The organism is Variovorax sp. BGA-UO-ETr-C22 (genome assembly GCF_059567965.1).
The window spans coordinates 571,208-598,171 of the sequence record NZ_JCAQPA010000007.1 but is presented as its reverse complement, the minus strand read 5'-3'; the positions used below and the strand labels follow the sequence as shown (position 1 = coordinate 598,171).

General features: G+C 68.2%; 24 protein-coding genes. 7 read left to right on the top strand and 17 right to left on the bottom strand.

The genetic code is table 11. The features are described from left to right. Nucleotides 1-5: 5 nt before the first annotated feature. The 10 genes from AC57B8_RS06670 to AC57B8_RS06625 all read right to left on the bottom strand — a co-directional run bounded on the left by AC57B8_RS06670 (nt 6) and on the right by AC57B8_RS06625 (nt 9,114). A complete protein-coding gene (locus AC57B8_RS06670; protein WP_496479021.1) occupies nt 6-824 on the bottom strand; it encodes an aminoglycoside phosphotransferase family protein in 819 nt (272 codons plus the stop codon). Further along, nucleotides 824-1,300, bottom strand: a complete 477-nt coding sequence (locus AC57B8_RS06665) for a nucleoside deaminase (protein ID WP_159275739.1) — start codon at nt 1,298-1,300, stop codon at nt 824-826. Before AC57B8_RS06665 ends, AC57B8_RS06670 begins: the two co-directional genes overlap by 1 nt. Before the next feature lie 11 nt (nt 1,301-1,311). Then, entirely contained in the window at nt 1,312-2,082 is a 771-nt protein-coding gene (locus tag AC57B8_RS06660) for an ABC transporter permease (protein ID WP_496479020.1), read from the bottom strand. A 10-nt stretch (nt 2,083-2,092) separates the two neighbouring features. Next, the gene (locus AC57B8_RS06655) at nt 2,093-2,956 is read right to left on the bottom strand and encodes an ATP-binding cassette domain-containing protein (protein WP_493193513.1); all 864 of its coding nucleotides are present in this window, start codon (nt 2,954-2,956) and stop codon (nt 2,093-2,095) included. Next, nucleotides 2,956-3,990, bottom strand: coding sequence for an ABC transporter substrate-binding protein (locus tag AC57B8_RS06650; protein ID WP_095950867.1), 1,035 nt, complete (start codon nt 3,988-3,990; stop codon nt 2,956-2,958). The genes AC57B8_RS06655 and AC57B8_RS06650 overlap by 1 nt, the downstream gene beginning before the upstream one ends. Nucleotides 3,991-4,145: 155 nt before the next feature. Next, nucleotides 4,146-5,144 (bottom strand): TRAP transporter substrate-binding protein, encoded by a 999-nt coding sequence (locus tag AC57B8_RS06645; protein ID WP_070062387.1) that lies wholly within the window; start codon nt 5,142-5,144, stop codon nt 4,146-4,148. Between the two features lie 55 nt (nt 5,145-5,199). Beyond that, entirely contained in the window at nt 5,200-6,465 is a 1,266-nt protein-coding gene (locus AC57B8_RS06640) for a TRAP transporter large permease (RefSeq protein ID WP_062473357.1), read from the bottom strand. Between the two features lies 1 nt (nt 6,466). Then, the gene (locus tag AC57B8_RS06635) at nt 6,467-7,084 is read right to left on the bottom strand and encodes a TRAP transporter small permease (protein ID WP_496479019.1); all 618 of its coding nucleotides are present in this window, start codon (nt 7,082-7,084) and stop codon (nt 6,467-6,469) included. A gap of 38 nt (nt 7,085-7,122) precedes the next feature. Further along, complete coding sequence (locus AC57B8_RS06630; RefSeq protein ID WP_496479018.1) at nt 7,123-8,037, bottom strand: dihydrodipicolinate synthase family protein; 915 nt, start codon at nt 8,035-8,037, stop codon at nt 7,123-7,125. A gap of 297 nt (nt 8,038-8,334) precedes the next feature. Continuing rightward, nucleotides 8,335-9,114 (bottom strand): IclR family transcriptional regulator domain-containing protein, encoded by a 780-nt coding sequence (locus AC57B8_RS06625; RefSeq protein WP_495260910.1) that lies wholly within the window; start codon nt 9,112-9,114, stop codon nt 8,335-8,337. Between the two features lie 160 nt (nt 9,115-9,274). Here AC57B8_RS06625 and AC57B8_RS06620 point away from each other — a divergent pair, with 160 nt between their 5' ends. The 3 genes from AC57B8_RS06620 to AC57B8_RS06610 are packed head-to-tail and all read left to right on the top strand — an operon-like array spanning nt 9,275 to nt 12,833. Beyond that, nucleotides 9,275-10,936: an OPT/YSL family transporter gene (locus AC57B8_RS06620; protein WP_496479017.1), complete on the top strand. Its 1,662-nt coding sequence runs from the start codon at nt 9,275-9,277 to the stop codon at nt 10,934-10,936. Between the two features lie 42 nt (nt 10,937-10,978). Then, entirely contained in the window at nt 10,979-12,028 is a 1,050-nt protein-coding gene (locus AC57B8_RS06615) for an S-methyl thiohydantoin desulfurase domain-containing protein (RefSeq protein ID WP_159275744.1), read from the top strand. A 13-nt stretch (nt 12,029-12,041) separates the two neighbouring features. Then, nucleotides 12,042-12,833, top strand: a complete 792-nt coding sequence (locus AC57B8_RS06610; protein ID WP_496479016.1) for an aspartate/glutamate racemase family protein — start codon at nt 12,042-12,044, stop codon at nt 12,831-12,833. Between the two features lie 74 nt (nt 12,834-12,907). Here AC57B8_RS06610 and AC57B8_RS06605 read toward each other — a convergent pair whose 3' ends face one another. Further along, the gene (locus tag AC57B8_RS06605) at nt 12,908-15,208 is read right to left on the bottom strand and encodes an NADP-dependent malic enzyme (RefSeq protein WP_070062392.1); all 2,301 of its coding nucleotides are present in this window, start codon (nt 15,206-15,208) and stop codon (nt 12,908-12,910) included. A 220-nt stretch (nt 15,209-15,428) separates the two neighbouring features. Between AC57B8_RS06605 and AC57B8_RS06600 the strand changes: the two genes are divergently transcribed. Then, complete coding sequence (locus AC57B8_RS06600) at nt 15,429-16,769, top strand: NAD(P)/FAD-dependent oxidoreductase (RefSeq protein ID WP_496479015.1); 1,341 nt, start codon at nt 15,429-15,431, stop codon at nt 16,767-16,769. A 98-nt stretch (nt 16,770-16,867) separates the two neighbouring features. Here AC57B8_RS06600 and AC57B8_RS06595 read toward each other — a convergent pair whose 3' ends face one another. From AC57B8_RS06595 to gcl, 3 genes are read right to left on the bottom strand one after another with little or no spacing between them, the layout of a single operon-like run. Further along, nucleotides 16,868-17,785, bottom strand: coding sequence for a 2-hydroxy-3-oxopropionate reductase (locus tag AC57B8_RS06595; protein ID WP_496479014.1), 918 nt, complete (start codon nt 17,783-17,785; stop codon nt 16,868-16,870). Between the two features lie 23 nt (nt 17,786-17,808). Then, entirely contained in the window at nt 17,809-18,594 is a 786-nt protein-coding gene (hyi, locus tag AC57B8_RS06590; RefSeq protein WP_369629719.1) for a hydroxypyruvate isomerase, read from the bottom strand. Nucleotides 18,595-18,611: 17 nt separating this feature from the next. Then, a complete protein-coding gene (gene gcl, locus AC57B8_RS06585; protein WP_159273301.1) occupies nt 18,612-20,405 on the bottom strand; it encodes a glyoxylate carboligase in 1,794 nt (597 codons plus the stop codon). 111 nt (nt 20,406-20,516) lie between these two features. Between gcl and AC57B8_RS06580 the strand changes: the two genes are divergently transcribed. Then, a complete protein-coding gene (locus AC57B8_RS06580; protein WP_159273302.1) occupies nt 20,517-21,419 on the top strand; it encodes a LysR family transcriptional regulator in 903 nt (300 codons plus the stop codon). Between the two features lie 141 nt (nt 21,420-21,560). Here AC57B8_RS06580 and AC57B8_RS06575 read toward each other — a convergent pair whose 3' ends face one another. Together AC57B8_RS06575 and AC57B8_RS06570 are read right to left on the bottom strand one after the other, a co-directional pair. Further along, complete coding sequence (locus AC57B8_RS06575) at nt 21,561-22,916, bottom strand: LLM class flavin-dependent oxidoreductase (RefSeq protein WP_496479013.1); 1,356 nt, start codon at nt 22,914-22,916, stop codon at nt 21,561-21,563. Then, complete coding sequence (locus tag AC57B8_RS06570; protein WP_496479012.1) at nt 22,913-23,746, bottom strand: MetQ/NlpA family ABC transporter substrate-binding protein; 834 nt, start codon at nt 23,744-23,746, stop codon at nt 22,913-22,915. Before AC57B8_RS06570 ends, AC57B8_RS06575 begins: the two co-directional genes overlap by 4 nt. Before the next feature lie 131 nt (nt 23,747-23,877). On the opposite strand from AC57B8_RS06570, the gene AC57B8_RS06565 reads away from it, so the two are divergent. Then, the gene (locus AC57B8_RS06565) at nt 23,878-24,579 is read left to right on the top strand and encodes an aspartate/glutamate racemase family protein (RefSeq protein ID WP_496479011.1); all 702 of its coding nucleotides are present in this window, start codon (nt 23,878-23,880) and stop codon (nt 24,577-24,579) included. Nucleotides 24,580-24,842: 263 nt separating this feature from the next. On the opposite strand, the gene AC57B8_RS06560 is transcribed toward AC57B8_RS06565, so the two are convergent. Beyond that, entirely contained in the window at nt 24,843-25,769 is a 927-nt protein-coding gene (locus AC57B8_RS06560) for an alpha/beta fold hydrolase (protein WP_496479010.1), read from the bottom strand. 118 nt (nt 25,770-25,887) lie between these two features. Between AC57B8_RS06560 and AC57B8_RS06555 the strand changes: the two genes are divergently transcribed. Continuing rightward, nucleotides 25,888-26,949, top strand: a complete 1,062-nt coding sequence (locus tag AC57B8_RS06555; RefSeq protein WP_062469984.1) for an aldo/keto reductase — start codon at nt 25,888-25,890, stop codon at nt 26,947-26,949. The last annotated feature ends 15 nt before the right edge of the window (nt 26,950-26,964 follow it).

The window sequence follows — 26,964 nt, the reverse complement described above, 5'->3', positions numbered from 1 at the left end:
CGAATCTAGCCGGCGATCCCGAGCGCCGCGGCCGCCAGCTTCGCCACCTCCAGCGTGCTCCCAGGCGCTTCGCCGTCTTCCAGCATCCACACCGACGACAGCCCGGCCCACGCCAGCACCCATTGCAGCAATCGCAGCCGCTCGATGCCCGTGGCCTCCGCGATGACCTCGATGCGACGCGCGAAGCGCCCGGGCGCTAATGCACTCTCGCCGTCCGGGTTGCACAGGATGTTCGCGTGGTCGAAGCCGCGCTCGCCGTGCAGGCCCTTGGGGTCGATGGCGAGCCAGCCGGCCGGGCCGAAGTCGAGCACGTTGCCGTGGTGGATGTCGCCATGTAGCACGACCACCTCGCGCGGCGCCGCCAGCAGTTCGCGTGCGGTGCGCGCGCTGTGGTCGAAGACGCCGCCGTGCGTGGCCGCGCCGGCCCACAGCGATTCGAACCAACGCGCAAGCGGCACCAGCGTCGGGGGCGGCGGCGTGTCGCGCGGGGCATGCAGGCGCGCGGCGGCGGCGCACAGGATGCGCGTGGCCTCGTCGTCGCGGCCGCCGTGAACCATCTGCGCGAGCGAGGCCGTGCCTTGCGCACGCACCATCAGCAGGGCTTTGCCGTCATGGGCCAGCACGGGCGCGGCGCCGTCGCCGTTCCACCAGGCCATCAGCAGGCTGCCCGCCTGTTCCTCGGCCTCGTGCGACACCTTGAGCATGGCCGCAATGCCCTGCTGGCGCACGGGCAGCAGCGTGCCGCTCAGCGAAGTGAAGGCCTCGCCGTCGGGCGTGAGGTTCCAGCGTTCCAGGTAAGGCGCGAACACGCCGAGCGGGACCACTAGCGCGATTCCCAGAACCCCCGGTGCGTGGCGATCATCTCGTCGGCCACCTCGGGCACCGGGCCGATCACCTCGACGGGTTTCTGTCCGCGCGCGAAGACCTCGCGGCAGGGCAGGCTCAGCGTGGGGTTCTCGGGGTGGTCGCCGGTGAGTGCGAGCAGCGCCGATTCTTCCGCGCCGTACACCACGCGCCCGATGTTGGCCCAGTAGCTCGTGCCCGCGCACATGGCGCAGGGCTCGAAAGTGGTCACCAGCGTGCACTGCCACAGGTACTCGGGCGGCCAGTTCTGCGCCGCGTGGCGCGCGAGCGTGGCCTCCGCGTGGTGCACCGTGTCGATGTTGCCCTGCTCGGCGAGAACGGTCTCGCCGTCGGGCGCAACGAGCACGGCGCCGAAGGGGTGGCGGCCCATGGCCATGGCGCGTCGCGCCACGGCGTCGGCGCGACGCAGCGCGCGGGTGATCTGTTCGGGGGTCATGCCCCCATTATTTATTGGTTCTGCGAGCCGCGGTGTGCCCAGCCGGTGGTGTGCTTCTCGATGAGGCTGAAGAGTTCGTACATGATCATCGCCATCGCGCCCACCACCATCAGGCCCGCGAAGGCCAGGCCCATCTGCATGGCCGAGCCGGCCGAGATCAGCAGGTAGCCGATGCCCTCGTTGGCGGCGGTCATCTCCGACACCGTGGTGCCGACGAAAGCCAGCGTGATCGCCACCTTCAGCGAGCCGAAGAAGTAGGGCATGGAGCGCGGCAGGCCGATCTTGACGAGCACGTCCCAGCGCTTGGCGCCCAGCACGCGCAGCACGTCTTCCAGCTCGGGCTCGAGCGTGGCCAGGCCGGTCGCGATGTTCACCATGATCGGGAAGAAGCTGATCAGGAACGCCGTGAGGATCGCCGGCCCGATGCCGATGCCGAACCACACGACCAGGATCGGCACGAAGGCCGCCTTGGGCAATGCATTGAAGGCCGTCATGAGCGGGTAGATCGCCGCATACGCCAGGCGCGAGCTGCCGATCACGAAGCCCAGCAGCACGCCCACCACGATCGCCAGGCCGAAGCCCGCCATCGTGACCCAGTAGGTGCGCCACGCGTGGCCCGCGATGATGGCCTTGAACTCCCAGAACTGCTCCCAGATGCGCAGCGGGCTCGGAAAGATGAAGTCCGACACGCCGAAGCCCGCGCAGATCACCTGCCACAGCAGGAGCACCGCCACGAGCAGCAGCCACGGCGACCAGCGCTCGAGTTGTTTGCTGTTTTTCATGGCCGCCTCCTCAGTGCGCTGCCGCCGCAGCAGCGGAGGAGGTGGTGGTGGCGTTGCCGCGGATGGCGCCGATGTGGCCGCGCAGTTCGAGCACGATGTCGGTGAACTCCTTGGTGTAGGTCAGCTCCAGCTCGCGCGGGCGCGGCAGGTCGATCTCGCGCTTCACCACGAAGCGGCCGGGGCTTTTGCTCATCACGTACACCGTGTCGGCCAGGAACACCGACTCGCGCAGGTCGTGCGTGACCAGGATCACGTTGAACTGCTGCTCGGTCCACAGGTCGCGCAGGATGCACCACAGCTCCTCGCGCGTGAACGCGTCGAGCGCGCCGAAGGGCTCGTCCAGCAGCAGCATCTTGGGCTCGTGGATGAGTGCGCGGCAGATGCTCGCGCGCTGCTGCATGCCGCCCGAGAGCTGCCACGGAAACTTGTCCTCGTAGCCGCCCAGGCCGACCTTCTGCAGCAGGCGGCGGGCGCGCTCTTCGTATTCCTTGCGTTTGGCCTTGAAGTTCGAGCGGTAGGGCTCGACGATTTCCAGCGGCAGCAGCACGTTGTCGACGGTGGTGCGCCACGGCAGCAGCGAGGGCGCCTGGAAGGCCATGCCCGAAATCTTCAGCGGCCCGGTCACGGGCTGGCCGTCGATGCGGATCTTGCCCATCGAGGGCATCTTCAGCCCCGTGGTGAGCTTCATGAAGGTCGACTTGCCGCAGCCCGAGGGGCCGACGATGGCGATGAACTCGCCGCGCGTCACCTTCAGGTCGATGGCCTCGACCGCGAAGTGGTTGGCGCGCAGCAGCTCTTCGTTGTAGGCGAGCCAGACGTCCTGGAAATCGACGAAGGGGGCGGCTGCGTCGGGTGTCGTTGCGCCGGCCGCCATCACTTGCGCAGGATTCCGCTGAGCTCGGCCGCGGGCGGGAGCATGGCCGCGGTCCACACGGCGTCGGGGCTCACGCGCGTCTTGGTGTTGAAGGCGTCGGAGACCTGCGAGGCCATGAGCGACATGCGGCCCGCGTTGACGGCGCCGAAGCCGTCGGTGCGCGCGTCAGCGCTGTTGATGACGGTGTCGATGGCCAGCTGCAGGCGGCGCGTCTCGAGCTTGCTGTCGATGATGCCGTCGCGCGCCTTCACCGATTCGATGCCCATGGCGGGGTTGGCGATGACTTCCTTGGCGCCCTTGGCGAAGGCCGAAAGGAATTTCTTCACCGCCGCCGGGTTGTCCTTGAGCAGCTTGGGCGAGGCGATGATCACGTTGCCGTACAGCTTCACGCCGTAGTCGGGGTAGGGCAGGATCACCACGTCGGCCGCCTTGGCGCCGCGCGCCTCCAGGTTGAGCAGCGAGGTGAAGGTGAAGCCCGTGATGGCGTCGATGTCGCCGCGCACCAGCATGGTCTCGCGCAGCGTCGGGTCCATGGCGGTCCAGTTCACGGCGCCGATGTTGTTGGCCTTGGCGAAGATCGGGAACGCGCGGCGGCCGGCGTCGAACACCGGTGCGCCGAGCTTCTTGCCGGCGAGGTCGGCCGGCTTGGTGATGCCGCTCTTCTTGAGTGCCATGACCGAGGCCGGCGTGTTGTTGTAGACCATCATCACGGCCACGGGTTTGTTCGGGCTGTCGGGGTTGTTGGCGTGGAACTCCATCAACGCCGCGAGGTCGGCAAAGCCCATGTCGTAGGCACCCGAGGCCACGCGCGTCACGGTGCCGCCCGAGCCGTTGCCGGCGTCGATGGTCACGTCCAGGCCGGCGGCCTTGAAGTAGCCCTTGGCCGCGGGGTGCAGGAACAGCGCAGCCGGTCCTTCGAAACGCCAGTCGAGCTGGAACTTGATCGGCGTCGGGCTCTGGGCCATGGCCGAAGACAGGCCGAAGCTGAGGGCCGAGGCGGCGAGGAAGGACTGGATCAGTTGACGCTTGTTCATGCGGGTTCCGTGAAGGTGAATGCTTCGGCATTCAAGCAAAAACGGTGCCCGCACGCGATTGGTGCGAACCCTTCCGGTGAATCACCAAGGTGCGCGGCCCGCCCAGGGCGTGTGCGGCGTGCACCGCGCCTGGGAATCCGGGCCGTGGACCGCCGTCAGAGCGTCGCGCCGATCTTGCGCAGCTCGGCGATCTGCGGCGCCTTGGGCAGCCAGACCTTGTCGAATTCGGCGATGACCGGTGCGGGGTTGTAGTTGCTGGCGCTCTTGATCGCGATGCCGCTGGCCTTGAACTTGTCGATGAGGCCCAGCTCGGTGGTCACGATGTCCTTGATCTGCGCGTCGAGCTGCTGCTTCACGAGGTCGGTGATCAGCGCCTTGTCCTTCGCATCGAGCGTCTGCCAGATGCGGCCCGACACCAGCGGTGCGAAGGGCATGAACAGCGCGTTCATCGGCAGCAGCGTTTTCGAGACGCGGTCGAAGCGCTGGTTCCACGAGAACTCGATGTCGGCTTCGAGCCCGTCGACCTGGCCGTTGGACATGGCGTCGAACACGCCCGGCGTGGGAATGGGCGTGGGCGCGGCGCCCAGCAATTGGTAGAAATCGCGGTACACCGGCGTGGGGTTGATGCGCAGCTTCATGCCCTTCAGGTCGGTGGGCGAGGCGATGTCCTTGGTCGCGAACACCACGCGCATACCGGTGATGCCCCAGCCCAGGCCGATGGTGCCGGTCTCGCGCGGCAGCACGTCGAGCAGCTTGAGCGCCGCGGGCGTGCGCACCAGCGAGGCGACGTTGGTGGTCGAACGCACGAGGTAGGGCGCGTTGATGGCCGCCACGCTCGCCACGCGCGAGCCGAGCTCGGCGGCTTGAATCCAGCCCATGTCGAGCGCGCCCGACTGCAACTGCTGCATCATGGCCGACTCGTTGCCGAGCTGGCCCGAGTGGAACACCGTGGCGCTCAGGCGGCCGTCGGTGGCCTTCTTCAGCGCCTCGCCGAAGCTCACCGCGGCGCGGTTCCACGAGTGCCCTGCGGGCGTGATGAGGCCCAGGCGGAATTCCTTGGCGGCGGCGGCACGCGACACGGTGCCGAAGAGGGCGGTCGACGCGGCGGCGGTGCCGGCGGCGGCCTGGACGAACTGGCGGCGGGAGAGGGCCATGCGAAGCTCCTGTGGGGTGAGGTGAAGGGAAGCGAGAGAGAGATCGGTTCAGCGCTTACTTGATGAGCGCCAGCGAAAGACTCGGGAACAGCGACAGCAGCACCAGCGCCACGCAGCAGATCAGGAAGAAGGGCAGCGTGACGATGAACATCTTTCCGGGCTTGGCCCCCGTCACCGCCGAGGCCACGAAGAAGCTCAGCCCCACCGGCGGCGTCATCAGCCCGAGCACGAGGTTGATGACCACCACCACGCCGAAATGGCGCGGGTCGATGCCGTAGATTTCCGTCGCGATGGGCAGCAGGATCGGCACGGTCATGATGAGTCCGGGAATGCCGTCGATCACGGTGCCGATCACCAGCAGGATTACGTTCACCAGCAGCAGGAAGGCGATCGGGTCCTTCGCCACGGTCTGTATCCATGCGGCCGTGGCCTGCGGCACCTTGCCGTAGATGAGCAGCCACGAGAACACCGCGGCCGCCGCCACCAGGAACAGCACCACCGCCGAGTAGATCGCCGACTTCAGCAGGATCTGCGGAATCATCGCGAAGCGGAATTCCTTGGTCACGTAGCGCCCCACCAGCACCGCGGCCACCGCGCCCACCGCCGCCGATTCGGTGGGGTTGGCCAGCCCGCCGAGGATCGAGCCGACGATCACGATGGGAATGAGCAGCGTCGGGCAGGCCGTGAGGATCGTGTGCAGCCGCTGCCTGGCGGTGCGCTTCTCGGTGCGCGGGTAGTTGTAGATCACGCCCATGCCGGCGATCACGATGAAGAACAGCACCGTGAGGATCACGCCGGGGATGATCCCGGCGATGAGCATGTCGCCCACCGCCACCTGCGCGAGCACGCTGTACACCACGAACATCACCGAGGGCGGAATGATCGGGCCGAGCATGCCGCCGTACACCGTGATGCCGGCGGCGAAGGTCTTGTCGTAGCCCTGCTTCTCCATCTCGGGCACCATGATCTGGCTCATGATCGCCACCTGCGCGGTGGCCGAGCCGATGATCGACGACACCAGCATGTTCGCCAGGATGTTCACGTAGGCCAGGCCGCCTTTCACCGAGCCGATGAAGGCCAGCGCGAGGTCGACGAGCCGGCGCGTGATGCCGCCGCCGTTCATGATCTCGCCGATCAGGATGAACAGCGGAATCGCAATGAGGCTGTAGCTGTCGACGCCACCGAACATCTGCACCGGGAACGACTGGAACAGCACCGTGTCGCCCGAGTTGAGGATGTAGACGATGCCCGACAGGCACAGGCAGGCACCGATCGGCACGCCGACCAGCATGATCAGCAGGAAGAAGGCAGAGGTCAGCATTTCAGTTCACGGCGTCCGCGTTGGCGACATGGAACTCGTCGTGCGTGCGCTTGGGCTGCAGGCCGAGGTCTTCGAAGAGGTTGGCCAGCGCATGCACGCTGAGGGTGAGCGCGAAGATCGGCAGGATGAGCTGCACCACCCACGTCGGCCAGTCGAGCGTCTGCGTGCGCTCGGTGTAGAGGAAGTTGAAGCTCTCGGCCGCGAACTCCTTCGCGTCGAAGCCGTGGCGCACGATGCCGGCCGGGTCCATCCACAGCCAGCACATCGCGAGCAGGGCCAGCCCGAGCAGCAGCACGCCGCCCGAGGCACTGGCCTTGGCGATGCGCGCGGCCCGGGTGCCGAGCTTGTCGGTGAGCAAGGTCACCGCAAAGTCCAGCCGCAGCCGCGTCATCGCCGACGCACCGATGAAGGTGAGCCAGACCACGCAGTACACCGAGGCCTCGTCCACCCAGTACAGCGGAAAGCCGCCGTAGCGCGTGACCACGTTCAGCAGCACCAGCACGATGAGCAACCCCATGAGGCTGCTGAGCAGGTGGCGCTCGCAGCGCAGGACGAAGTCCGACGCGTCGAGCACGCGGCGGGACAGGCCGCCGCTTTCTTTCAAGGCGTTTTCTTGCATGGTGTTCTGGGCCTTGCGGTGCGTCGTGCGCGCGGCGATTACATGACCGACTGGTACTGCGCGGGCCGCGTGGCCAGCGCCTTGGCGACGACCTTCTCGATGAAGGCGCGCTCCTCGCCGATGAGCGGCAGGCGCGGGCGGCGCATGTGCTCGGTGCCCACGCCGACCAGCAGGTCGATGAGCTTGAGGTTCTGCACCAGCTTGGTCGACACGTCCAGGTGCAGCATCGGCGTCATCCACTGGTACAGCTTCAGGGCTTCGGCGAATTTGCCGGCCTTCATCAGGTCGTACAGCGCCACCGTCTCGCGCGGGAAGGCGCAGCCGACACCGGCCAGCAGGCCGTCGCAGCCCAGCGCCAGGCCTTCGTAGGCCAGGTCGTCCACGCCCAGGAACAGCTGGTAGCGGTCGCCCACGGTGTTGCGCAGGTCGGTGATGCGGCGGATGTCGTCGGTGCTTTCCTTGATGGCGGCGATCCACTCGCAGTCGGCCAGCTCGACCATGTGCTGGGGCTTCAGGTCCACGCGGTAGGCCACCGGGTTGTTGTAGACCATGATGGGTTTCTGGGCCGCGTTGGCGATGGTGCGCACGTTGAGCATGGCTTCGCGCGCGTCGGCCACGTAGATCACCGAGGGCATGACCATGTAGCCGGCCACGCCCAGCTTGTTGGCGCCGTCCACGTAGCGCAGGGCTTCGCGGGTGCTGGTCTCCGACACGTTCGCCAGCACGGGGATGCGGCCGTCGGCGGCTTCCAGGGCGATCCTGGCGACCTGCAGTTTTTCTTCGAGCGTCAGCGTGCTGGCTTCGCCCAGCGAACCGCAGGTGACGAGGCCGTGGATGCCGTTGCGGATCTGGAAGTCGATGTGGCGGGCGGTGCCCTCGGCGTCGATGCTTTCGTCGGCGTGGAACTTGGTGGTGATGGCGGGGAAGATGCCTTGCCAGCGGGGATTGCTCATGAACGTGTACCTCGAAAAAAGAAGAAAAGGGCGCTGCGGACAGCGGTCGAAACCAGGGCTTGAAGGCTTGGTTTTTAAATATATTAGTAAGATATGAGAAATATCTGTTCAGGGTATTAGCAGATTGCATGCCAGCCGAAATGGTGGTTGGAGGCTTCTGGAAAGGGCGTTCGGGCGCCCGGAAGCACCGCCTTGGCGCACCCCGCGCACCGAGGCGCCTCACGATGCGGTAGACGAAAAAAAGCCCCGCAGCGGTGAACGCAACGGGGCGTGCGGCTGGCGCCGGCGCCAGCGTGGCTACGTCAGCGCGGCTGTCGCCCCGAAGCCCAGCCAGTACGGATCGCCCACGCGCTTGCCCACGCTGCTGGCGGCGTCGCGCACGGTGGCGCCGAAGCGTTCCACCAGCGCTTCCGACAGCTGCTCCGCGGGCAGCGCGATGCCGAAGGCGTAGGTCTGGCGCGTGGCGGGGTCGAGCACCGCCGACGAGATGCCCGCCACGTTGGTCACGTACTCGCCGCGCGACAGGGCCCAGCCGGTGTCGCGGATCACGGCCAGGCGCGCGAGCAGGTCCTTGCGCGTCTTCGGTGCGTGGCCGCGGCCCTGGTCGAGCCGGCTGCCGATCAGGGCACCCACTTCGTCGTCGCCCAGCCGGGCCAGCAGGGCGCGGCCCATGGCGCTGGAATAGGCGGGTGCGCGGCTGCCCGGCGGCGTGTAGATCTGCAGCGCGCCGGCGCCGGTGCGCATCTGGATCACGAGCGTGTCGGCCCCATCGAGCACGTTGATGTAGCCCGTGCAGCCCGTCTCGCGCACCAGCGCGTCGAGCGCCTCCTCGACCAGCGAGGCCGTGTTGCGCGAGGCGCGGAAGTGGTACGAGGCTTCCATGATCACGCCGCCCGGGCGGTAGGCGCGCGTGGCCGCGTCGCGGTCCAGGAAGCCGTAGCCGGCCATCATGCTCAGCGTGCGGGAGGCCGAGCTCTTGGGCAGGCCCAGCTCGGTCACGACGTCCGTCACCGTGATGTCGCGGCGCAGCCGCGCGATCAGCTTCAGGACGTCCATGGCGTTGGCAAGGGTGCTCATCGTGTTCGGTAGGTTGGGGTGGGAATCATAGGTTCGGCGCCGGTGCGTCTTTTCGGCCGACCCGGGTGAACGCCCGCTTGACAGCCGAAAGTACGGTTTTATCATTCGGTTCAAGTTTATTGGACATGGTTCCAAAATATGGAACTAACAAGGAATGACCATGCACCATGAAGTGACCGCCGTCGCGCCGCTGGAAGACAAGGGCGCCGGGCACACCGCGTTGCCGCCGGCCGCGCTGCATCCCAAGGCGCTCGCGCCCGCCAACCTGATCCTCACGGTGGTGCTCAGCGTGTTCGGCGCCATCGTCGGCATCCAGATGCTGGCCAGCCTGGGCATCACGCCGAGCACCTCGCTGATCGGCGCGCTCGCGGCCATGACGCTGGCGCGCGTGCCGCTGGCCATGTTCCGGGGCTTCCGCTCGGTGCATGCGCAGAACCTGGCGCAGACGAGCATCTCGTCGGCCACCTTCGGCGCGGCCAACAGCCTGTTCCTGCCGATCGGCATTCCCTTCCTGTTCGGCCTGCCGCAGATGGTGGTGCCGATGCTCGTCGGCGTGAGCCTCGCGATGCTGCTCGACGCCTGGCTGCTGTACCGCATGTTCGACACGCCGGCCTTCCCGGCGAAGAACCCGTGGCCGCTGGGCATCGCCGCGGCCGAGGCCATCAAGGCGGGCGACGGCGGCGGCAAGCAGGCCTGGCTGCTGCTGGGCGGGCTGGCCACCGGCGTGGCGGGCGCGGTGTTCAAGCTGCCGATGTCGGCCTTCGGCGTGGCGCTGATCGGCGGGCTCGGCGCCATGACCGCCTTCGGCATCGGGCTGCTGGTGCGCGGCTATTCGGCGTCGCTGTTCGGCTTCGACATCGGCACGCGCTACGTGCCGCACGGGATGATGATCGGCGCCGGCCTCGTGGCGCTGGTGCAGGTGGCGCGCGTGGTGCTGAAGAAGCACGGGCGCGCGGCCGGCACCGACAGCACCGCCGCGACGACAGAGGCGCTGGCCGAGGCGCGCGGCGCCAGCGTGCTCGGCCGCTCGCTCAAGCTGGGCGGCGCGGGCTACCTCGCGATCATGGTGCTGCTGTGCGCGGGCACCGGCATCTACACCGGCATGTCGCCGGGCATGCTGGCCTTGTTCATCGTGTACGGCACCTTCGCGGCCTTCGTGCACGAACTCATCGTGGGCATCGCGGCCATGCACTCGGGCTGGTTCCCGGCCTTCGCGGTGGCGCTGATCTCGCTGCTGCTGGGCATCCTGATCGGCTTTCCGCCCGAGGCGCTGGTGGTGCTGGCCGGCTTCTCTGCCGCCACCGGCCCGGCCTTTGCCGACATGGGCTACGACCTCAAGGCCGGCCACCTGCTGCGCGGCGAGGCCTCGGGCTCGGCCTTCGAACTCGAAGGCCGGCGCGAACAGATGATCGCCGGCATGGTCGGCTTCGGCGTGGCGATCGTGGTGGTGGCCTGCGCGTACCCGCTGTTCTTCGCCAACCACCAGACCGCGCCGATCAACGCCGCCTACGTGGCCGCGATCAAGGCCGGCATCTCGGGCGAGACCGCGCGCAACCTCGCGCTGTGGGCCGTGCCCGGCGCGCTGCTGCAGCTGGCGGGCGGGCCGCGCCAGCAGCTGGGCGTGCTGTTCGCCACCGGCCTGCTCATCGCCAGCCCGATGGCCGGCTGGATGGTCGCGGCCGGCATCGCCTGCCGGCTCGCGGTGCACGGCGTGCTCGGCGCCGCCGCGCGCGAGCGGCTCGAGGTGTTCGCCGGCGGCGTCATCGCGGGCGACGCGCTCTACAGCTTCTTCTCGGGCGCGGTGAAGAGCCTGCGCAAGTAGTTCTCCTTCTTTCCTTTCATCACACACACAGGAATCGAATCCATGAAACGCAATCTGACCAGCGACGACGTCCGCGCGGCCATCTGGGGCGGCGCCATCCTCGGCGGCGGGGGCGGCGGGCTCATCGCGGCCGGCGAGCGCGCCGCGCGCCTGGCGCTGCAGGTCGGCACGCCGCAGCTGTGGAGCGTCGACGAGTTCGACGACGCCGCGCTCACCGCCACCATGGCCCTCGTGGGCGCACCGGCCGCGCCCGACCCGCATGTGCAGCCGGCGCATCTGCTGCGCACGCTGGAGCTGCTGCGGCGCGAGCTGCCGGCGGGCCAGAAGCTGGTCGCGCTGCATGCCAACGAGAACGGCGCCGAGACCACGGTCAACGGCTGGTTCCACGCCGCCATGACCGGCCTGCCCGTGATCGACCTCGCGTGCAACGGCCGCGCCCACCCCTCGAGCGTGATGGGCGCGCTGGGCCTGCACACCGAGCCCGACTACCTCTCGGTGCAGGCCTACGCGGGCGGCGAGCCGCACCGCTACGTGGAAGGCGTGGTGTCGGGCCGGCTCGAGCAGACCTCGGCCGTGGTGCGCCGCGCGTCGGTGGAGGCGGGCGGCCTCGTGGCGGTGGCGCGCAACCCCGTGACCGTGGGCTACGCGCGCCAGCACGGCGCGCCGGGCGCCATCAGCCACGCCATCGCGCTGGGCCAGGCCTTTCTCGACGGCGGCGTCGATGCCGTGGCCCGTTCGCTCGACGGGCGCCTCGTGGCCGAGGGCACGGTGCGCAGCTACCGCTGCGAGCAGCAGGAAGGGCTGGACGTCGGCGTGGTCGAGCTCGACGACGCGGCCGGCACCACGCTGCGCTTCATCAACGAGTACATGCTGCTGGCGCAGGGCGGCGAGCGCATCGCGCGCTTTCCCGACCTGATCATGACTTTCTCTGACGACGGCCAGCCCGTGGTGTCGGCGCATGTGCGTCAGGGCGCACGGCTGCGCGTGCTGGTGGCGCCGCGCGCGCGGCTGCTGCTGTCGCGCACCATGTTCATGCCCGAGCTGTACCGCCCGCTCGAGAAGTCGCTGGGCGAAGCCTTCGCGCCGGCCTGAACGGAGAAACCACATGGCACTGCGCATCCGCTGGATCCGGGCCGTCGGCAACGACACCTACAACGCGCGCTTCGCGCAGGAGTTCGCCGAGGTGAAGAACCCCGGCACCGAGGTCGAGGTGGTGTCGCTGCGCAACGCGTCGGTGCAGCACCACGTCGAGTACCAGAGCTACGAGGCGCTGCTGGGCGCCGACATCGTGCGCGCCGTGCGCGACACCGCGCAGCAGGGCTTCGACGCCGTGGTGGTCGGCTGCTTCTACGACCCGGTGCTGGTCGAGGCGCGCGAGATCTCCGGCCAGACGGTGGTGGTCGCGCCCTGCCAGGCCTCGTTCGAGGTCGCGTCCAACCTGGCGCAGAAGGTGTCGGTGATCGTGGGGCGCCGCAAGTGGGTGCCGCGCATCGAGGCGCGCGTGCGCGAGTACGGCCACGCGCACCTGATCGCCTCGTTCCGCGCGCTGGAACTCGGCGTGGAAGACTTCCAGCGCGACCGCGACGAAACCGTGCGCCGCATGATCGCGCAGGGCCGCCGCGCCATCGACGAGGACGGCGCCGAGGCGCTCATCCTGGGCTGCACGCTCGAGTTCGGCTTCTACCGCCAGCTGCAGGACGCGCTGGGCGTGCCCGTCATCGATTCGGCGCTGGCCGCCTTCAAGCGTGCCGAGGCGCTGGCCGATACGAAACAGCGTTTCGATTGGAAGCCCAGCCGCGTCGGCGGCTGCGAGCCACCGCCTGAAGACAGGGAGCTGCTGGCCTGGAATGTGTTCGACCCGGCCGACGTGCCCGTGGCGTCCCCCGTGCGCGCCTGAGCATTGCGCCATGAAAAACGCCCCGCCGCGGAGACCGCGACGGGGCGTTGTGTTTCATGGAAGAAACGTCGGCGTCAGTCCTGGGACTTCACCTTCGCCACGGCCAGCGCCGTCATGTTGATGATGCGGCGCACCGTTGCCGAGGGCGTCAGCACGTGGGCCGAGCTCGCGCCACCCAGCAGGATCGGGCCCACCGTGATGCCGTTCGCGCCCGTCATCTTCAGCACGTTGTAGAGGATGTGCGCCGAGTCGAGGTTCGGGCACACCAGCAGGTTGGCCTCGCCGGTGAGCGTGGTCTCGGGCAGGGCGGTGCGGCGGATCTCGTCGGACAGCGCGGCGTCGCCGTGCATCTCGCCGTCGCACTCGATGTCGGGCGCCATCTGCGAGAACAGGTCGCGCGCCAGGCGCATCTTGCGCGCCGAGCCGCGGCTGGAGGTGCCGTAGTTCGAGTGCGACAGGAAGGCCACCTTCGGCGGCAGGCCGAAGCGGCGGACCTCTTCGGCGGCCATCACGGCGATGCTGGCCAGCAGTTCGGCGCTCGGGTCTTCGTTCACGTTGGTGTCGGTGATGAACACCGTGCGCTTCTCGAGCGTGAGCGCGTTCAGCGTGGCGAAGCCGGGCGCGCCGCGCTTCAGGCCGATCAGGTTGCGGATGTGCTCTAGGTGCACGTCGAAGCGCCCGACCAGGCCGCAGATCATCGCGTCGGCGTCGCCCAGGTGCAGCATCAGCGCGGCGATGGTGGTGTTGGAGCGGCGCACCATGGTCTTGGCGGCCTCGGGCGTGACGCCGCGGCGGCCCATGAGCTTGTGGAAGCTCTCCCAGTAGGTGCGGAAGCGTGGATCGTCTTCCGGGTTCACGATCTCGAAGTCGGTGCCGGGGCGGATGTGCAGGCCGGCCTTCTGGATGCGCGCCTCGATCACGGCGGGGCGGCCCACCAGGATGGGCTGGGCCAGGCCTTCGTCGACCGCCCACTGCGCGGCGCGCAGCACGCGCTCGTCCTCGCCCTCGGCGTAGGCCACGCGCTTGGTGGTGGAGATTTTTGCGGCGCTGAACACCGGGCGCATGAACATGCCGGTCTGGTAGACGAAGCGCGTCAGGTGCTGGCGGTAGGCCTCCATGTCCTCGATCGGGCGCGAGGCCACGCCCGAGGCCGCGGCCGCCTTGGCCACGGCCGGCGCGATGCGCAGGATCAGGCGCGAGTCGAAGGGCTTGGGAATGATGTAGTCGGGGCCGAAGGCCAGCTCCTGGCCAGCGTAGGCGGTGGCCACTTCTTCGCTGATGTCGGCCTTGGTGAGGTCGGCAATTTCGCGCACGCAGGCCAGCTTCATTTCTTCCGTGATCTTGCTCGCGCCGCAATCGAGCGCGCCGCGGAAGATGTACGGGAAGCACAGCACGTTGTTGACCTGGTTCGGGTAGTCCGAACGGCCCGTGGCAATGATGCAATCCGGCCGCACGGCCTTGGCCAGCTCGGGGCGGATTTCAGGCTCGGGGTTGGCCAGCGCCAGGATGATCGGCTGTGTGCCCATGGTCTTGACCATCTCGGCGCTCATGACGCCGGGGGCCGAGCAGCCCAGGAACACGTCGGCGTCCTTCACCACGTCGGCCAGGGTGCGGGCACCGGTGTCCTTCTGGGCGTAGCGGGCCTTCGATTCGTCGAAGCCGCCTGCGCGGCCCATGTAGATCAGGCCCTTGGAGTCGCAGGCGTAGATGTTGGCGGGCTTGGCGCCCAGGCCGACCATCACGTCCAGGCAGGCGATGGCGGCGGCGCCGGCGCCCGAGACGGCGATCTTGACGTCTTCGATCTTCTTGCCGACCAGCTCCAGGCCGTTGAGCAGCGCTGCGGCCGAGATGATGGCCGTGCCGTGCTGGTCGTCGTGGAACACGGGGATGTTCATGCGCTCGCGCAGCTTCTTCTCGATGTAGAAGCACTCGGGTGCCTTGATGTCCTCGAGGTTGATGCCGCCCAGCGTGGGCTCCAGCGCCGCGATGATGTCGACCAGCTTGTCGGGGTCGTTCTCGGCCAGCTCGATGTCGAACACGTCGATGCCGGCGAATTTCTTGAACAGGCAGCCTTTGCCTTCCATCACGGGCTTGGAGGCCAGCGGGCCGATGTTGCCCAGGCCCAGCACGGCGGTGCCGTTGGTGATGACGCCCACGAGGTTGCCGCGGGCGGTGTATTCGGCCGCGAGCGCGGGATCTTCCGCAATGTCGAGGCAGGGGTAGGCCACGCCCGGCGAGTAAGCCAGCGACAGGTCGCGCTGGTTCAGCAGGGGCTTGGTGGGGGTGATCGAGATCTTGCCCTTGACGGGCGAGCGGTGGTATTCGCGCGCTGCTTCTCGAAGTGCTTCTTCAGCGGGGGACAGGGATGCAGCCATTTGAAAAGTCTCCTAGGTTCTGGCGGGCAATGAGGCTACCGCAAAAGCGCGGCCTCTTCTCTCGGGGGGAACGACGAGACCCTCTATCTTCCGCCTGATCGAGAGGGTCTGCCGACTCGCTAAACTTCAACACCCCCGTTTCCGGGGGGCAAATCCGTGCCGCACGGGCGGTGCGGCGAACCAACGTCCACAACCACAGAACAACACGGAGGGACATCGAATGACACCCGGACCTTTCACCGGCACCGAGCCGGATGTCGTGGTCATCGGCGGAGGCCCTTCGGGCTCCACGGTGGCCGCCTTGCTCGCAGACAAGGGCCACGACGTGGTGCTGCTCGAGAAGGCGCAGCACCCGCGCTTTCACATCGGCGAATCCTTGCTGCCGATGAACATGCCGCTGTTCGACCGGCTCGGCGTGCGCACCGAGGTCGAGGCCATCGGCCTGCGCAAGCACGGCGCCGAGTTCGTCTCGCCCTGGCACGACCACAGCAGCCACTTCGACTTCGGCCAGGCGATGGACAAGAGTTTTCCCTATGCGGTGCACGTGCGCCGTTCGGAATTCGACGAGCTGCTGTTCCGCCATGCCGGCAAGCGCGGCGCGCGCACCTTCGAGGGCCGGCGCGTCACCGGCGTCGACATGGACGCCGGCAAGGGCACGCCCGACAACCGGGCGCTGGTGAAGGTCAAGGCCGACGACGGCACCGAGACCGAATGGCGCCCGCGCTTCGTGATCGACGCCAGCGGGCGCGACACGCTGCTGTCGAACCAGTTCGACGCCAAGCAGCGCAACCGCAAGCATGCGAGCGCGGCGCTGTACGGCCACTTCGCCAACGCCGAGCGCCGGCCGGGCCGCTTCGAGGGCAACATCTCGCTCTTCTGGTTCGACCACGGCTGGTTCTGGTACATCCCGCTGAAGGACGGCACCGTGAGCGTGGGCGCCGTGGCCTCGCCGGCCTATTTCAAGCGGCGCCAGGGCGCGTCGCTGGAAGACTTCCTGATGCAGACCATCGCGCTGGCGCCCAAGCTGGCTGCGCGGCTGAAGAACGCCACGCTCATGGAAGGCGCCACCACCACCGGCAACTACGCCTACGACTCCAAGTTCTGCCGCGGCGACCGCTTCATGATGGTGGGCGACGCCTACGCCTTCGTCGATCCGATGTTCTCCTCGGGCGTGTACCTGGCGATGAACAGCGGTTTCGAGGCCGCGACCTGCGCCGACCACTGGCTCAAGGGCGAGGCGAAGGAGGCCGAGAAGGCCTTCCGCCATTACGAGAAGGTGATGAAGCACGGGCCGAAGATGTTCTCGTGGTTCATCTACCGCATCACCTCGCCCGCCATCCGCCGCCTGTTCATGGCGCCGCGCAACATCTGGCGCATGCAGGAGGCGCTCCTGTCCATCCTGGCCGGCGACCTGTTCCGCAACACGCCCATCGGGCCGCGCTTCTGGGGCTTCAAGGTGACGTACTACGCGTCGTGCATCGGCATCCTGCCGCAGGCCGTGAAGACCTGGGCATGGCGCCGACGCAATCTGAAGGAATCGCTGGAAGCTGCAAAAACTTAGCTCGCCCCCAGGCTGCGCGCACTTCGTGTCGCTAAGCCAACCCCCTACCGGGGGCAACACCTGAGGCCCGGCAAAGCCGGTTCCTCGGTGTTTGCTGGTCAATCCGGGGTAACCGTGTGCTGTGCCAGCGCCTCGAGCGCCTTCACCAGCGCCGAGTGATCCAGCTGGCCGTAGCCCATCGCCGCGCAGGCGTTCATCAGCTGCGCTGCGTTCGCGGTCTGCGGCAGCGCCACGCCCAGCGAACGGGCGCTTTGCATCGCCAGGTTCAGGTCCTTCTGGTGCAGCGAAATGCGGAAGCCCGGCGCGAAGGTGCGCTTGATCATGCGTTCGCCGTGCACTTCGAGGATGCGCGAGCTGGCAAAGCCGCCCATCAGCGCCTGGCGCACCTTGGCCGGGTCGGCGCCGGCCTTCGAGGCGAACACCAGGGCTTCGCTCACGGCGGCGATGTTCAGCGCCACGATGATCTGGTTGGCCACCTTGCAGACCTGGCCGTCGCCCGCGCCGCCCACCAGCGTCACGTTCTTGCCCATCTTGTCGAGCAGGGGCTTCACGCGGCCGAAGGTGCCCTCGTCGCCGCCGCACATGATCGTCAGGCTCGCGGCCTTGGCGCCCACTTCGCCGCCCGAGACTGGCGCGTCGATGTAGCCGGCGCCCAGCGCCACGATGCGGCGTGCGAATTCCTTGGTGGCGATCGGGTCGATGGAGCTGCAGTCCACCACGATCTTGCCCTGCGAACCCTTCAGGCCGTCGGCCACGCCTTCCGCGCCGGGGGCGCCGAACAGCACCTTCTCCACGTCCGGGGTGTCGGGCACCATGATGAAGACGATGTCGGCCTTGCGCGCCACTTCGGCGGCCGAGCCGCAGATGGTGGCCTTCGAGACGAAGGGTTCCGGCGTGTTGCCGTGCGTGTTCACGAAGAGTTCGTGGCCTGCGTCGAGCAGGTGGCCCGCCATGGGGGCGCCCATGATGCCCAGGCCGATGAATCCGATTTTTTGTGCAGTTGCTGCGGTGGTCATGTCTCTGTTTCCTTCGTGAACGTTCATTGCTTCTTCGTGAGGGCTTCGCGCCAGCCCAGGCCTTCGACGGTGGTGGCACGGGGCTTGTATTCGCAGCCGATCCAGCCGTCGTAACCCAGCGCATCGATGTGCTGGAACAGCCACGGGTAGTTGATCTCGCCCGTGCCCGGCTCGCCGCGGCCCGGGTTGTCGGCCAGCTGGATGTGGCCGATGCGCGCCAGCTGCTTGGTGAGCGTGTTGCCCAGCTCGCCTTCCATGCGCTGTGCGTGGTAGATGTCGTACTGCACGCGCAGGTTGTCCGAGCCCACCTCGTCGATCAGTGCCAGCGCCTGGTCGGTGCGCGTGAGGAAGAAGCCGGGGATGTCGAAGGTGTTGATCGGTTCGATCAGCAGGCGCAGGCCGGCGGCTTCGAGTTCGCGCGCTGCGAGGCGCAGGTTCTCGACCACGGTCTTGTGCGCGGCGTCGGCGCTCACGCCCGCCGGCACCTTGCCGACCAGGCAGTTGAGCTGCGGGCAGCCCAGCGCCGTGGCGTAGTCGATGGCCAGCGCGATGCCTTCGCGGAACTCGCCGGTGCGGTCCGGGTGGCAGGCGATGCCGCGCTCGCCCTTGTCCCAGTCGCCGGCCGGCAGGTTGTGCAGCACCTGCTGCAGGCCGTTGGCGCGCAGGGCGGCGACGAGTTCCTTCTTGTCGAAGGGGTAGGGGAAGAGGTACTCCACCGCCTTGAAGCCGGCCTTGGCGGCCGCCTCGAAGCGCTGCATGAACGGCAGCTCGGTGAAGAGCATCGTGAGATTGGCTGCGAACTTGGGCATGTCTCTTGTCTCCTCGATCAATCCAGCATCGCCACGGCGAGGGCCGTGGGTGCGTCGGCCGTGCTTTCGGCCAGCGGTTCGAATTCGTTGATGGCGTCGATCTCGGTGCCCATCGCGATGTTGGTCACGCGCTCCAGCATCACCTCGATGACGACCGGCACCTGGAACTCGGCCATGAGCGCCTCGGCGCGGGCGATGGCGGGTGCCATCTCTTCCTGCTTGTGCACGCGGATCGCCTTGCAGCCCAGGCCCTCGACCACCTTGAGGTGATCGACGCCGTAGCTGCCTTCGATGCCGGCGTCGGCCGGTGCGTTGATGTTGTCGAAGGCCAGCTGCACGCAGTAGTCCATCTCGAAGCCGCGCTGCGACTGGCGGATCAGGCCGAGGTACGAGTTGTTGACCACGATGTGCAGGTAGGGCAGCTTGAACTGCGCGCCCACGGCCAGCTCTTCGATCATGAACTGGAAGTCGTAGTCGCCCGAGAGCGCGACGATCTTGCGCGTCGGGTCGGCGGCGCGCACGCCCAGCGCGGCGGGAATGGTCCAGCCCAGCGGGCCGGCCTGGCCGCAGTTGATCCAGTGGCGTGGGTTGTACACGTGCAGGAACTGCGCGGCCGCGATCTGCGACAGGCCGATGGTGCTCACGTAGCAGGTGTCGCGCTCCAGGTGGTTGTTCATGCACTGGTACACGCGCTGCGGCTTCATCGGCACGGTGTCGAAGTTGGTCTTGCGCAGCAAGGTCTTCTTGCGCTCGCGGCATTCGCCGGCCCAGGCGCCACGGTCGGTGAGCTTGCCGGCAGCCTTCATTTCCTCGGCCACTTCGACGAAGAGCTCGAGCGCGGCCTTGGCGTCGGAGACGATGCCGAAGTCGGGCGTGAACACGCGGCCGATCTGCGTGGGCTCGATGTCCACGTGCACGAAGGTGCGGCCCTTGGTGTAGACGTCGACCGAGCCGGTGTGGCGGTTGGCCCAGCGGTTGCCGATGCCCAGCACGAAGTCCGAAGCGAGCACGGTGGCGTTGCCGTAGCGGTGGCTGGTCTGCAGGCCGCACATGCCGGCCATGAGCGGGTGGTCGTCGGGAATGGCGCCCCAGCCCATGAGCGTGGGGATCACCGGCACGCCGGTGGCTTCGGCAAAGCGCACGAGCAACTCGGAGGCGTCGGCGTTGATGATGCCGCCGCCGGCCACGATGAGCGGGCGCTCGGCCGCCTGCATCATGCCGATGGCCTTCTCGATCTGGGCGCGCGTGGCGGCCGGCTTGTAGGGCTTCAGGGGCTCGTAGGCGTCGATGTCGAACTCGATCTGCGCCATCTGCACGTCGAAGGGCAGGTCGATGAGCACGGGGCCCGGGCGGCCCGAGCGCATGAGGTGGAAGGCCTGCTGGAACACCTGCGGCACCTGGCCGGGTTCGCGCACGGTGACCGACCACTTGGTGACGGGCTTGGAGATCGACTCGATGTCGACCGCCTGGAAGTCTTCCTTGTACAGGCGGGCGCGCGGTGCCTGGCCGGTGATGCAGAGAATGGGAATGGAATCGGCCCAGGCCGAGTACAGGCCCGTGATCATGTCGGTGCCCGCGGGGCCCGAGGTGCCGATGCACACGCCGATGTTGCCGGCCACGGCGCGGGTGTAGCCCTCGGCCATGTGCGAGGCGCCCTCGACGTGGCGCGCGAGGATGTGCGAGATGCTGCCGCGCTGGCGCAGCGCCGAATACAGCGGGTTGATCGCCGCGCCCGGCACGCCGAAGGCCTGCGTGACGCCTTCTTTTTCCATCACCAGAACTGCGGCCTGGACCGCTGTCATCTTTGCCATTTGAAAGTCTCCTTGAGGTGGCCTCACTGTAGGAAGCAGGGCGCATTCCAAGAAGACGGCTGGGGGCCATAAAACCTATTCCGCCATGGAATAACTGGCTACCATCCGGCCATGGATCGTCTACTGGCTATGGAAATGTTCGTGCGGGTCGTCGAGACGGGGAGCTTCTCGAAGGCGGCGCGCGAGTTCAACACCACGCAACCCACCGTGACCAAGCAGGTCGCGGCCACGGAGGCGCGCCTGAAGGTGCGGCTGCTCAACCGCAACACGCGCGGCGTGAGCCTCACGGAGCCGGGCGCGCTGTACTACGAGAAGTGCAAGACCATCGTGCGCGACGCCGAGGAGGCCGACAGCATCGTGCAGTTGCGCCAGAACCAGGCGCAGGGCCTCTTGCGCGTGGGCACGTCGGTGGCCTTCGGGCGGCGCGTGGTGGTGCCGCTGGCGCTGGAGTACATGCGCCGGCATCCGCAGGTGCAGCTGGACCTGAGCTTCGAGGACCGCTACGTGGACCTCATCGCGCAGGGCATCGACGTGGCGATCCGCATGGGCAAGCTGGCCGATTCGTCACTGGGGGCGCGCTACCTCGGCGCGAATCCGTGGGTCATGGTGGCGTCGCCGGCCTACCTGAAGAAGCACGGCACGCCCAAGCGCGCGCAGGACCTGAGCGCGCACGTGGCGCTGATCTACAGCAGCGTGGTGGGCGACGAGTTCTGGCGCATGCACACGCCGCGCGGGGAGCCGGTGACGGTGCCGGTGTCGGGGCGCTTCCGATCGAACAACCTGTCGGCGGTGCTGGCTGCGGCGCGTGATGGGTTGGGGATCGCGTTGATGCCGCGCTATGTGGCGAGTGAGTCGCTGGCTGCTGGCAAGGTGAACGCCGTGCTGGGGGACCATGCGTTGCCTGAGCAGGAGATCCACGCGGTGTTTCCCTCACCGAAGTTGGTGCCTGGGAAGGTGTCGGGGTTCGTGGCGTTTCTGCAGGGGCGCTTCGACGAAGGGTGGTGGGAGGCCTGAGCCGGCTGTTCAGGGCGCGTGCCCAGGCCACCGGGTACTTCCCTCCGCGAATGTCCCCCGGCCTGCGGCCTCCTCCTTGATTTCGCTGCGGGAAGCACCCAGTGTCCTGGGCACAGGGCACGCTGTGGGGGAACGGAACCTTCAGGCTGCCAGCCGTTGCGCCGCCCGCCCTGCAGGCCGCGCCAACCCCAGGTGATCGCGCAACGTGCGTCCTTCGTACTCCGTGCGAAAGAGGCCTCGCTTCTGCAGGATCGGCACCACGCCCTCCACGAAGTCCTGCAGCCCATGCGGCAGCGCGTCGGGCATCAGGTTGAAGCCGTCGGCCGCGCCGCCCTTGAACCAGCGTTCGATGTCGTCGGCGATCTGCTCGGGCGTGCCGACGATCACGCGGTGCCCGCCGCCGCCTGCGAGTTCGCGGATCAGCTGGCGCACCGTGTAGCCGTTCGTGCGCCCGGCCGCGACCACGGCGTTGAAGAAGGTGTGGTTCCCGTTGCCGTTGGCGGGCAGCGGCAGGTCGTCGGGCAGGCGCTCGTCGAGCTTGAGGCGGCCGGGCGTGATGCCCAGCGTGCCGGCCAGGCGCGTGAGGCTGTAGTCCCAGGGGATCAGGTCGACCAGCGCGTCGCGGCGGCGAAGCGCCTGCGCTTCGGTGGCGCCGACGATGGTGGTGAGGCCGGCCAGCACCTTCACCGCGTCGGGGCCGCGGCCCAGTTCGGCGGCGCGGGTCTTGAGGGCGCGTGCGTAGGCCTGCGATTCTTCGAACGATTGCGAGGCGGAGAACACGGCTTCGGCATGGCGCGATGCGAGCTCGCGTCCGTCGGCCGAGGCGCCGGCCTGCACCAGCACCGGGTGGCCCTGCGGCGGGCGCGGCAGGTTGAGCGGACCCTGCACCGCGAAGTGCTCGCCGCGGTGTGCGAGGGCGTGCACCTTGGCGGGGTCGATGAAGCGGCCGGCGGCCTTGTCGCCGACGAAGGCGTCGTCTTCCCAGCTGTCCCACAGCGCCTTGACGATGTCGGCGAACTCCGAGGCGCGGGCGTAGCGCTTGGCGTGGTCGGGCGTGGTGTCCAGGCCGAAGTTGCGCGCCGAGGGCAGGTCGGCCGTGGTCACCATGTTCCAGCCGGCACGGCCGGCGCTCACGTGGTCGAGCGTGGCGAAGCGGCGCGCGATGTTGTAGGGCTCGTTGTAGCTGGTGGAGGCGGTGGCGATGAGGCCGACGTGCGTGGTCGCGGCGGCCACGCAGGCCAGCAGGATGGTGGGCTCCAGCGCGGTGATCGGGCGGAAATGGATCTGGTCGACGATGGCCGCGTTGTCGGCCAGGAACACGGCATCGAGCTTGGCGGCCTCGGCGATCTGCGCGGTGCGGATGTAGTGCTGGATGTCGGCGAACGCCCACGGGTCGCTCTCGGGCAGGCGCCAGGCCGAAGGCACGAAGCCGGAATGCAGGATGTTGACGTTGAGGTGCAGCTGCCTGCGCGGCGCGGTGGTGTGGTCGTTGCTCATTGGCTGAAATAGTCCGGCAGCCGGTAGCCCGCCCACACGGGGTTGGCCTTGAAGAACTTCTGGAATTCGGGCGACTGGTAGGCGGTGGCGATGTCCTTCGCGAACTTCGCGTGCTCGTTGCTGCGCCTCACCGCCACCACGTTGACGTAGGGCAGCGTCATGTCTTCGAGCTTCAGCGCCTCGGTGAGCTTCAGGCCCGAGGCCACGGCGAAGTTGCCCTGCACGGCCGCGAGGTCGGCATCGGCCAGCGAGCGCGGCGCCTGCGCGGCGTCCAGCGGCACGATCTTCAGTCGCTTGGGGTTGCTCGCGATGTCGCGCTCCGACACGCTCAGCGGACTCACGCCCGGCTTGAGCGTGACCCAGCCGATGGCCGCGAGGATGTTGAGCGCGCGCGCCGCATTCACCGGGTCGGCGGGCAGCGTGACGGTGGCGCCGTCGGGCACGGCGTCGAGCGTCTTGTGGCGGCGCGAATACAGGCCCATGGGCGGCGTCGGCACGTGCACCACGGGTACGAGGTCGAAGCCCTGCTGCTTGTTGGTGGCGTTCAGGTACAGCGAGTGCTGGAAGATGTTGGCGTCGATCTGGCCGCGCTCCACCGCGTCGTTGGGCTGCACGCCCTGGCTGAACTCGACGTACTTGATGCTGTAGCCCAGCTTCTTCAACTGGGGCTCGATGCCGTGGGTGAAGGCGTCGCGGTAGGGGCCCGGCATGAAGCCGACGCGCAGGTCGTCCGCGTGGGCGGGCGCGAGCAGCAGCAGGCTCAGGGCGAGTCCGCCGGACAGCGGGGCAAGGCGGCGCAGCCACAAGGGGGCGCGCGAAAGGGAAGGCATGGCGACAACTCCGGGAGACGGCAAGGGGAGTCGGGCACTCTAGGACGCACGCTGCGCGCTGCGAACGAAGATTTGCGCGCTTGCATATCCGCAGGCCGGATAAACCGCGCCGGCTTTTGTAGGATGCGCCCATGACCCTGCACATCGGAATCGTCGGCTGCTCCGCCGAAGGCGCGGCCCTTTGCTACAAGACCATCTGCATCGAGGGCGCGGCGCTGCTCGGCCCGCACGCGCACCCCGAGGTGTCGATGCACACGCCCTCGCTCGCGGAGTACACGCGCTGCCTGGACGCGGGCGACCTGGCGGGCGTGGGCGCGCTGATGCTCGGCTCCGCGCACAAGCTCGCCGCGGCGGGCGCGGATTTCCTGATTTGCCCCGACAACACCATCCACCAGGCCTTCGACCATGTGGCGCCGCGTTCGCCGCGGCCCTGGCTGCACATCGCCGAGGTGGTGGCCGACGAGGCCGTGCGCCGGGGCTTTCGCCGCATCGGCATCACGGGCACGCGCTGGCTGACCGACAGCGAGGTGTATCCCGAGAAGCTATCGGCGCGCGGCCTTGAATACGTGCGCCCCACCGTCGAAGAGCGCGCCGAGATCGGCCGGATCATCATGGACGAGCTGGTCTGCGGCATCTTCAAGCCCGAGGCCGTGGCCACCTTCCAGCGCGTGATGCAGCGCCTGAAGGACGAGGAGGGCTGTGACGCGGTCGTGCTCGGCTGCACCGAGATCCCGCTGATCATGAGCGACGCAAACTCGCCGTTGCCGACGCTCGATTCGACGCGGCTCTTGGCGCGCGCGGCCTTGCGCCGCGCCACGCAGAAGGCCGACTAGGGCCTGTTCACCCTATTTCTGGCGTCGCGTTGGCTGGCAAAGGGGCTGGCTGCAAGGCGCCCGTGCGCAGCAAGGCTTCTGCCTTGCAAGCGCGGGCAACGCCGCAGACGGCCCCTTTGCCAGCCAACCCGAAGGGAAGGTCTGCCACGGCGGGCCACTCGGCGTTGCGCTCCTTGCGTGTGCGCATGCACACGCGGCGTCACGCGCCTTGATTGGCCCGCCGTGGCAGACCTTCGCGACGCCAGAAATAGGGTGAACAGGCCCTAGGCCAGGAAGTCCTCGATCAGCTGCGCCACGCGCTGCGGCTGATCGTGGTGCAGCATGTGGCCTGCGTCGTCGAGCTGCTCGATGCGCACCGAAGGCACGGACTTCAGCCGCTCGTGGAATTCGGCGAGCGTGTAGCGGGCCTTCCACCAGCCGTGCAGGCTGTCGTCCGAGGCCTCGACCATCAGCGTCGGCGCGGTGATGCGCGCGTAGAGCGCCAGTGTTTCGTCGACGCGGAAGATGTTGGCGTTGATGATCTTGTGCGCGGCCTCGCCGAGGATCTGCCAGCGCGCGCTGCCGTCGGGCTGGGCCTGCGGCGCCGACCAGTGGCCGGCCAGCCAGTCGGCCTTGTCCTGCGTGAGGCGCGGGTTGGTCTTCATGAGGCGGCGTGCCACGCCGTCCACCGCCGAATAGCCCGCGAGCGCTTTCTCGCCGCGATGCAAGCCCTTGAGCTCGTCGATCCACTGGCCGTAGCGCGCGGGCGCCTCGGCGGGCTGGCGCGCGGGCATGCCGAAGCCCTCGAGGTTGACGAGGCGGCGGATGCGCGCCGGGCGCACGCCCGCGTAGTGCATCGCCACATTGCCGCCCATGCTGTGGCCGACGAGGTCGATCGGGCGCGCATCGTCGCCCTCGCCGGCGTAGTGGTCGAGCAGCCATTCGAGGTCGGCCAGGTAGTCGGGCAGCCAGTAGTTGTCGACGCCGCCGCCGTCGGTGAGGCCGAAGCCGCGCCAGTCGGGGGCGATGATGAAGCGGTCGTCCTTCAGCGCATCGACCACGAACTGCCAGGAGGCCGCCACGTCCATCCAGCCATGCACCAGCACCAGCGGCGGGCGCTCGCTCGACGGTTGCCCCCAGAGGCGGACGTGGTAGTTCAGGTTGCGCACGGGCACGAATTCGCTGCGCGAGGGGCGGAGGGCTTGGTACATATGGCGCTCGATGATACGGAGAGGCCGCGCCGCGCGCAGTCCGCCACAGGACAGGGCGGCGCTCGGTTTCTCGGGGCCGGGGCAACGCCTGCCGCGCGGGCGCGCTAGCATTCCGCGCATGAAAAAGATTCCACTCGGTCAGAGCGACCTCCACGTCACCCCGATCTGCCTCGGCACCATGACTTTCGGCGAGCAGGTCGACGAGCCCACCGCCCACGCCGTCCTGAACCGTTCGCTCGAGCGCGGCGTCGATTTCATCGACACGGCCGAGATGTACGCGGTGCCGGCGAGCAAGGAAACCTGCGGCGCCACAGAAACCATCATCGGGAACTGGTTTGCCGCCAACCCCGGCACGCGCCAGAAGATCACGCTGGCCACCAAGGTGGCCGGCCCCTCGCGCGGCATGCCCTGGGTGCGCGAAGGCACGGGCATGACGGCGGCCGACATCGAGGCCTCGTGCCACGGCAGCCTGCGCCGCCTGCAGACCGACGTGATCGACCTGTACCAGATCCACTGGCCCGAGCGCCACGTGCCGGTGTTCGGCAACATCCACTACAACCCCGAGAAGGAAACCTCGCAGACGCCGATCCACGACCAGCTCGAAGCGCTGGGCAAGCTGGTGAAGGCGGGCAAGGTGCGCACCATCGGCCTGTCGAACGAGACGCCCTACGGCGTGCACGAGTTCGTGCGGCTGGCCGAGCAGCACGGGCTGCCGCGCGTGGTGTCGGTGCAGAACGTCTACAACCTGGTGAGCCGCGCGCACGAGAACGCGCTCGACGAGACCATGCACCGGCTCGGCGTGTCCCTGCTGGCGTACTCGCCGCTGGCCTTCGGCCTGCTGACGGGCAAGTACGACCAGAGTGGCATCGAGGGCCCCGACGCGCCCAAGGGCGCGCGCATCTCGAGCTACGAGTCGGTGCGCAAGCAGCGCTGGGGCAAGCCCGACGCGCTGCGCGCGGCGCGCCGCTACAACCAGCTCGCGCGCGACCACGGCCTGAGCCCCACGCAGCTCGCGCTGGCCTTCTGCTACACCAAGTGGCAGGTGGCGAGCACGATCATCGGCGTGACCTCGGTGGCGCAGCTCGACGAAGACCTGGACGCCTACGGCACCACGCTGTCGGCCGAGGTGCTGGCCGAGATCGACAAGATCCGCCTGGACATCCGCGACCCCGCCGCCTGACCTGAGCAAGTGAGC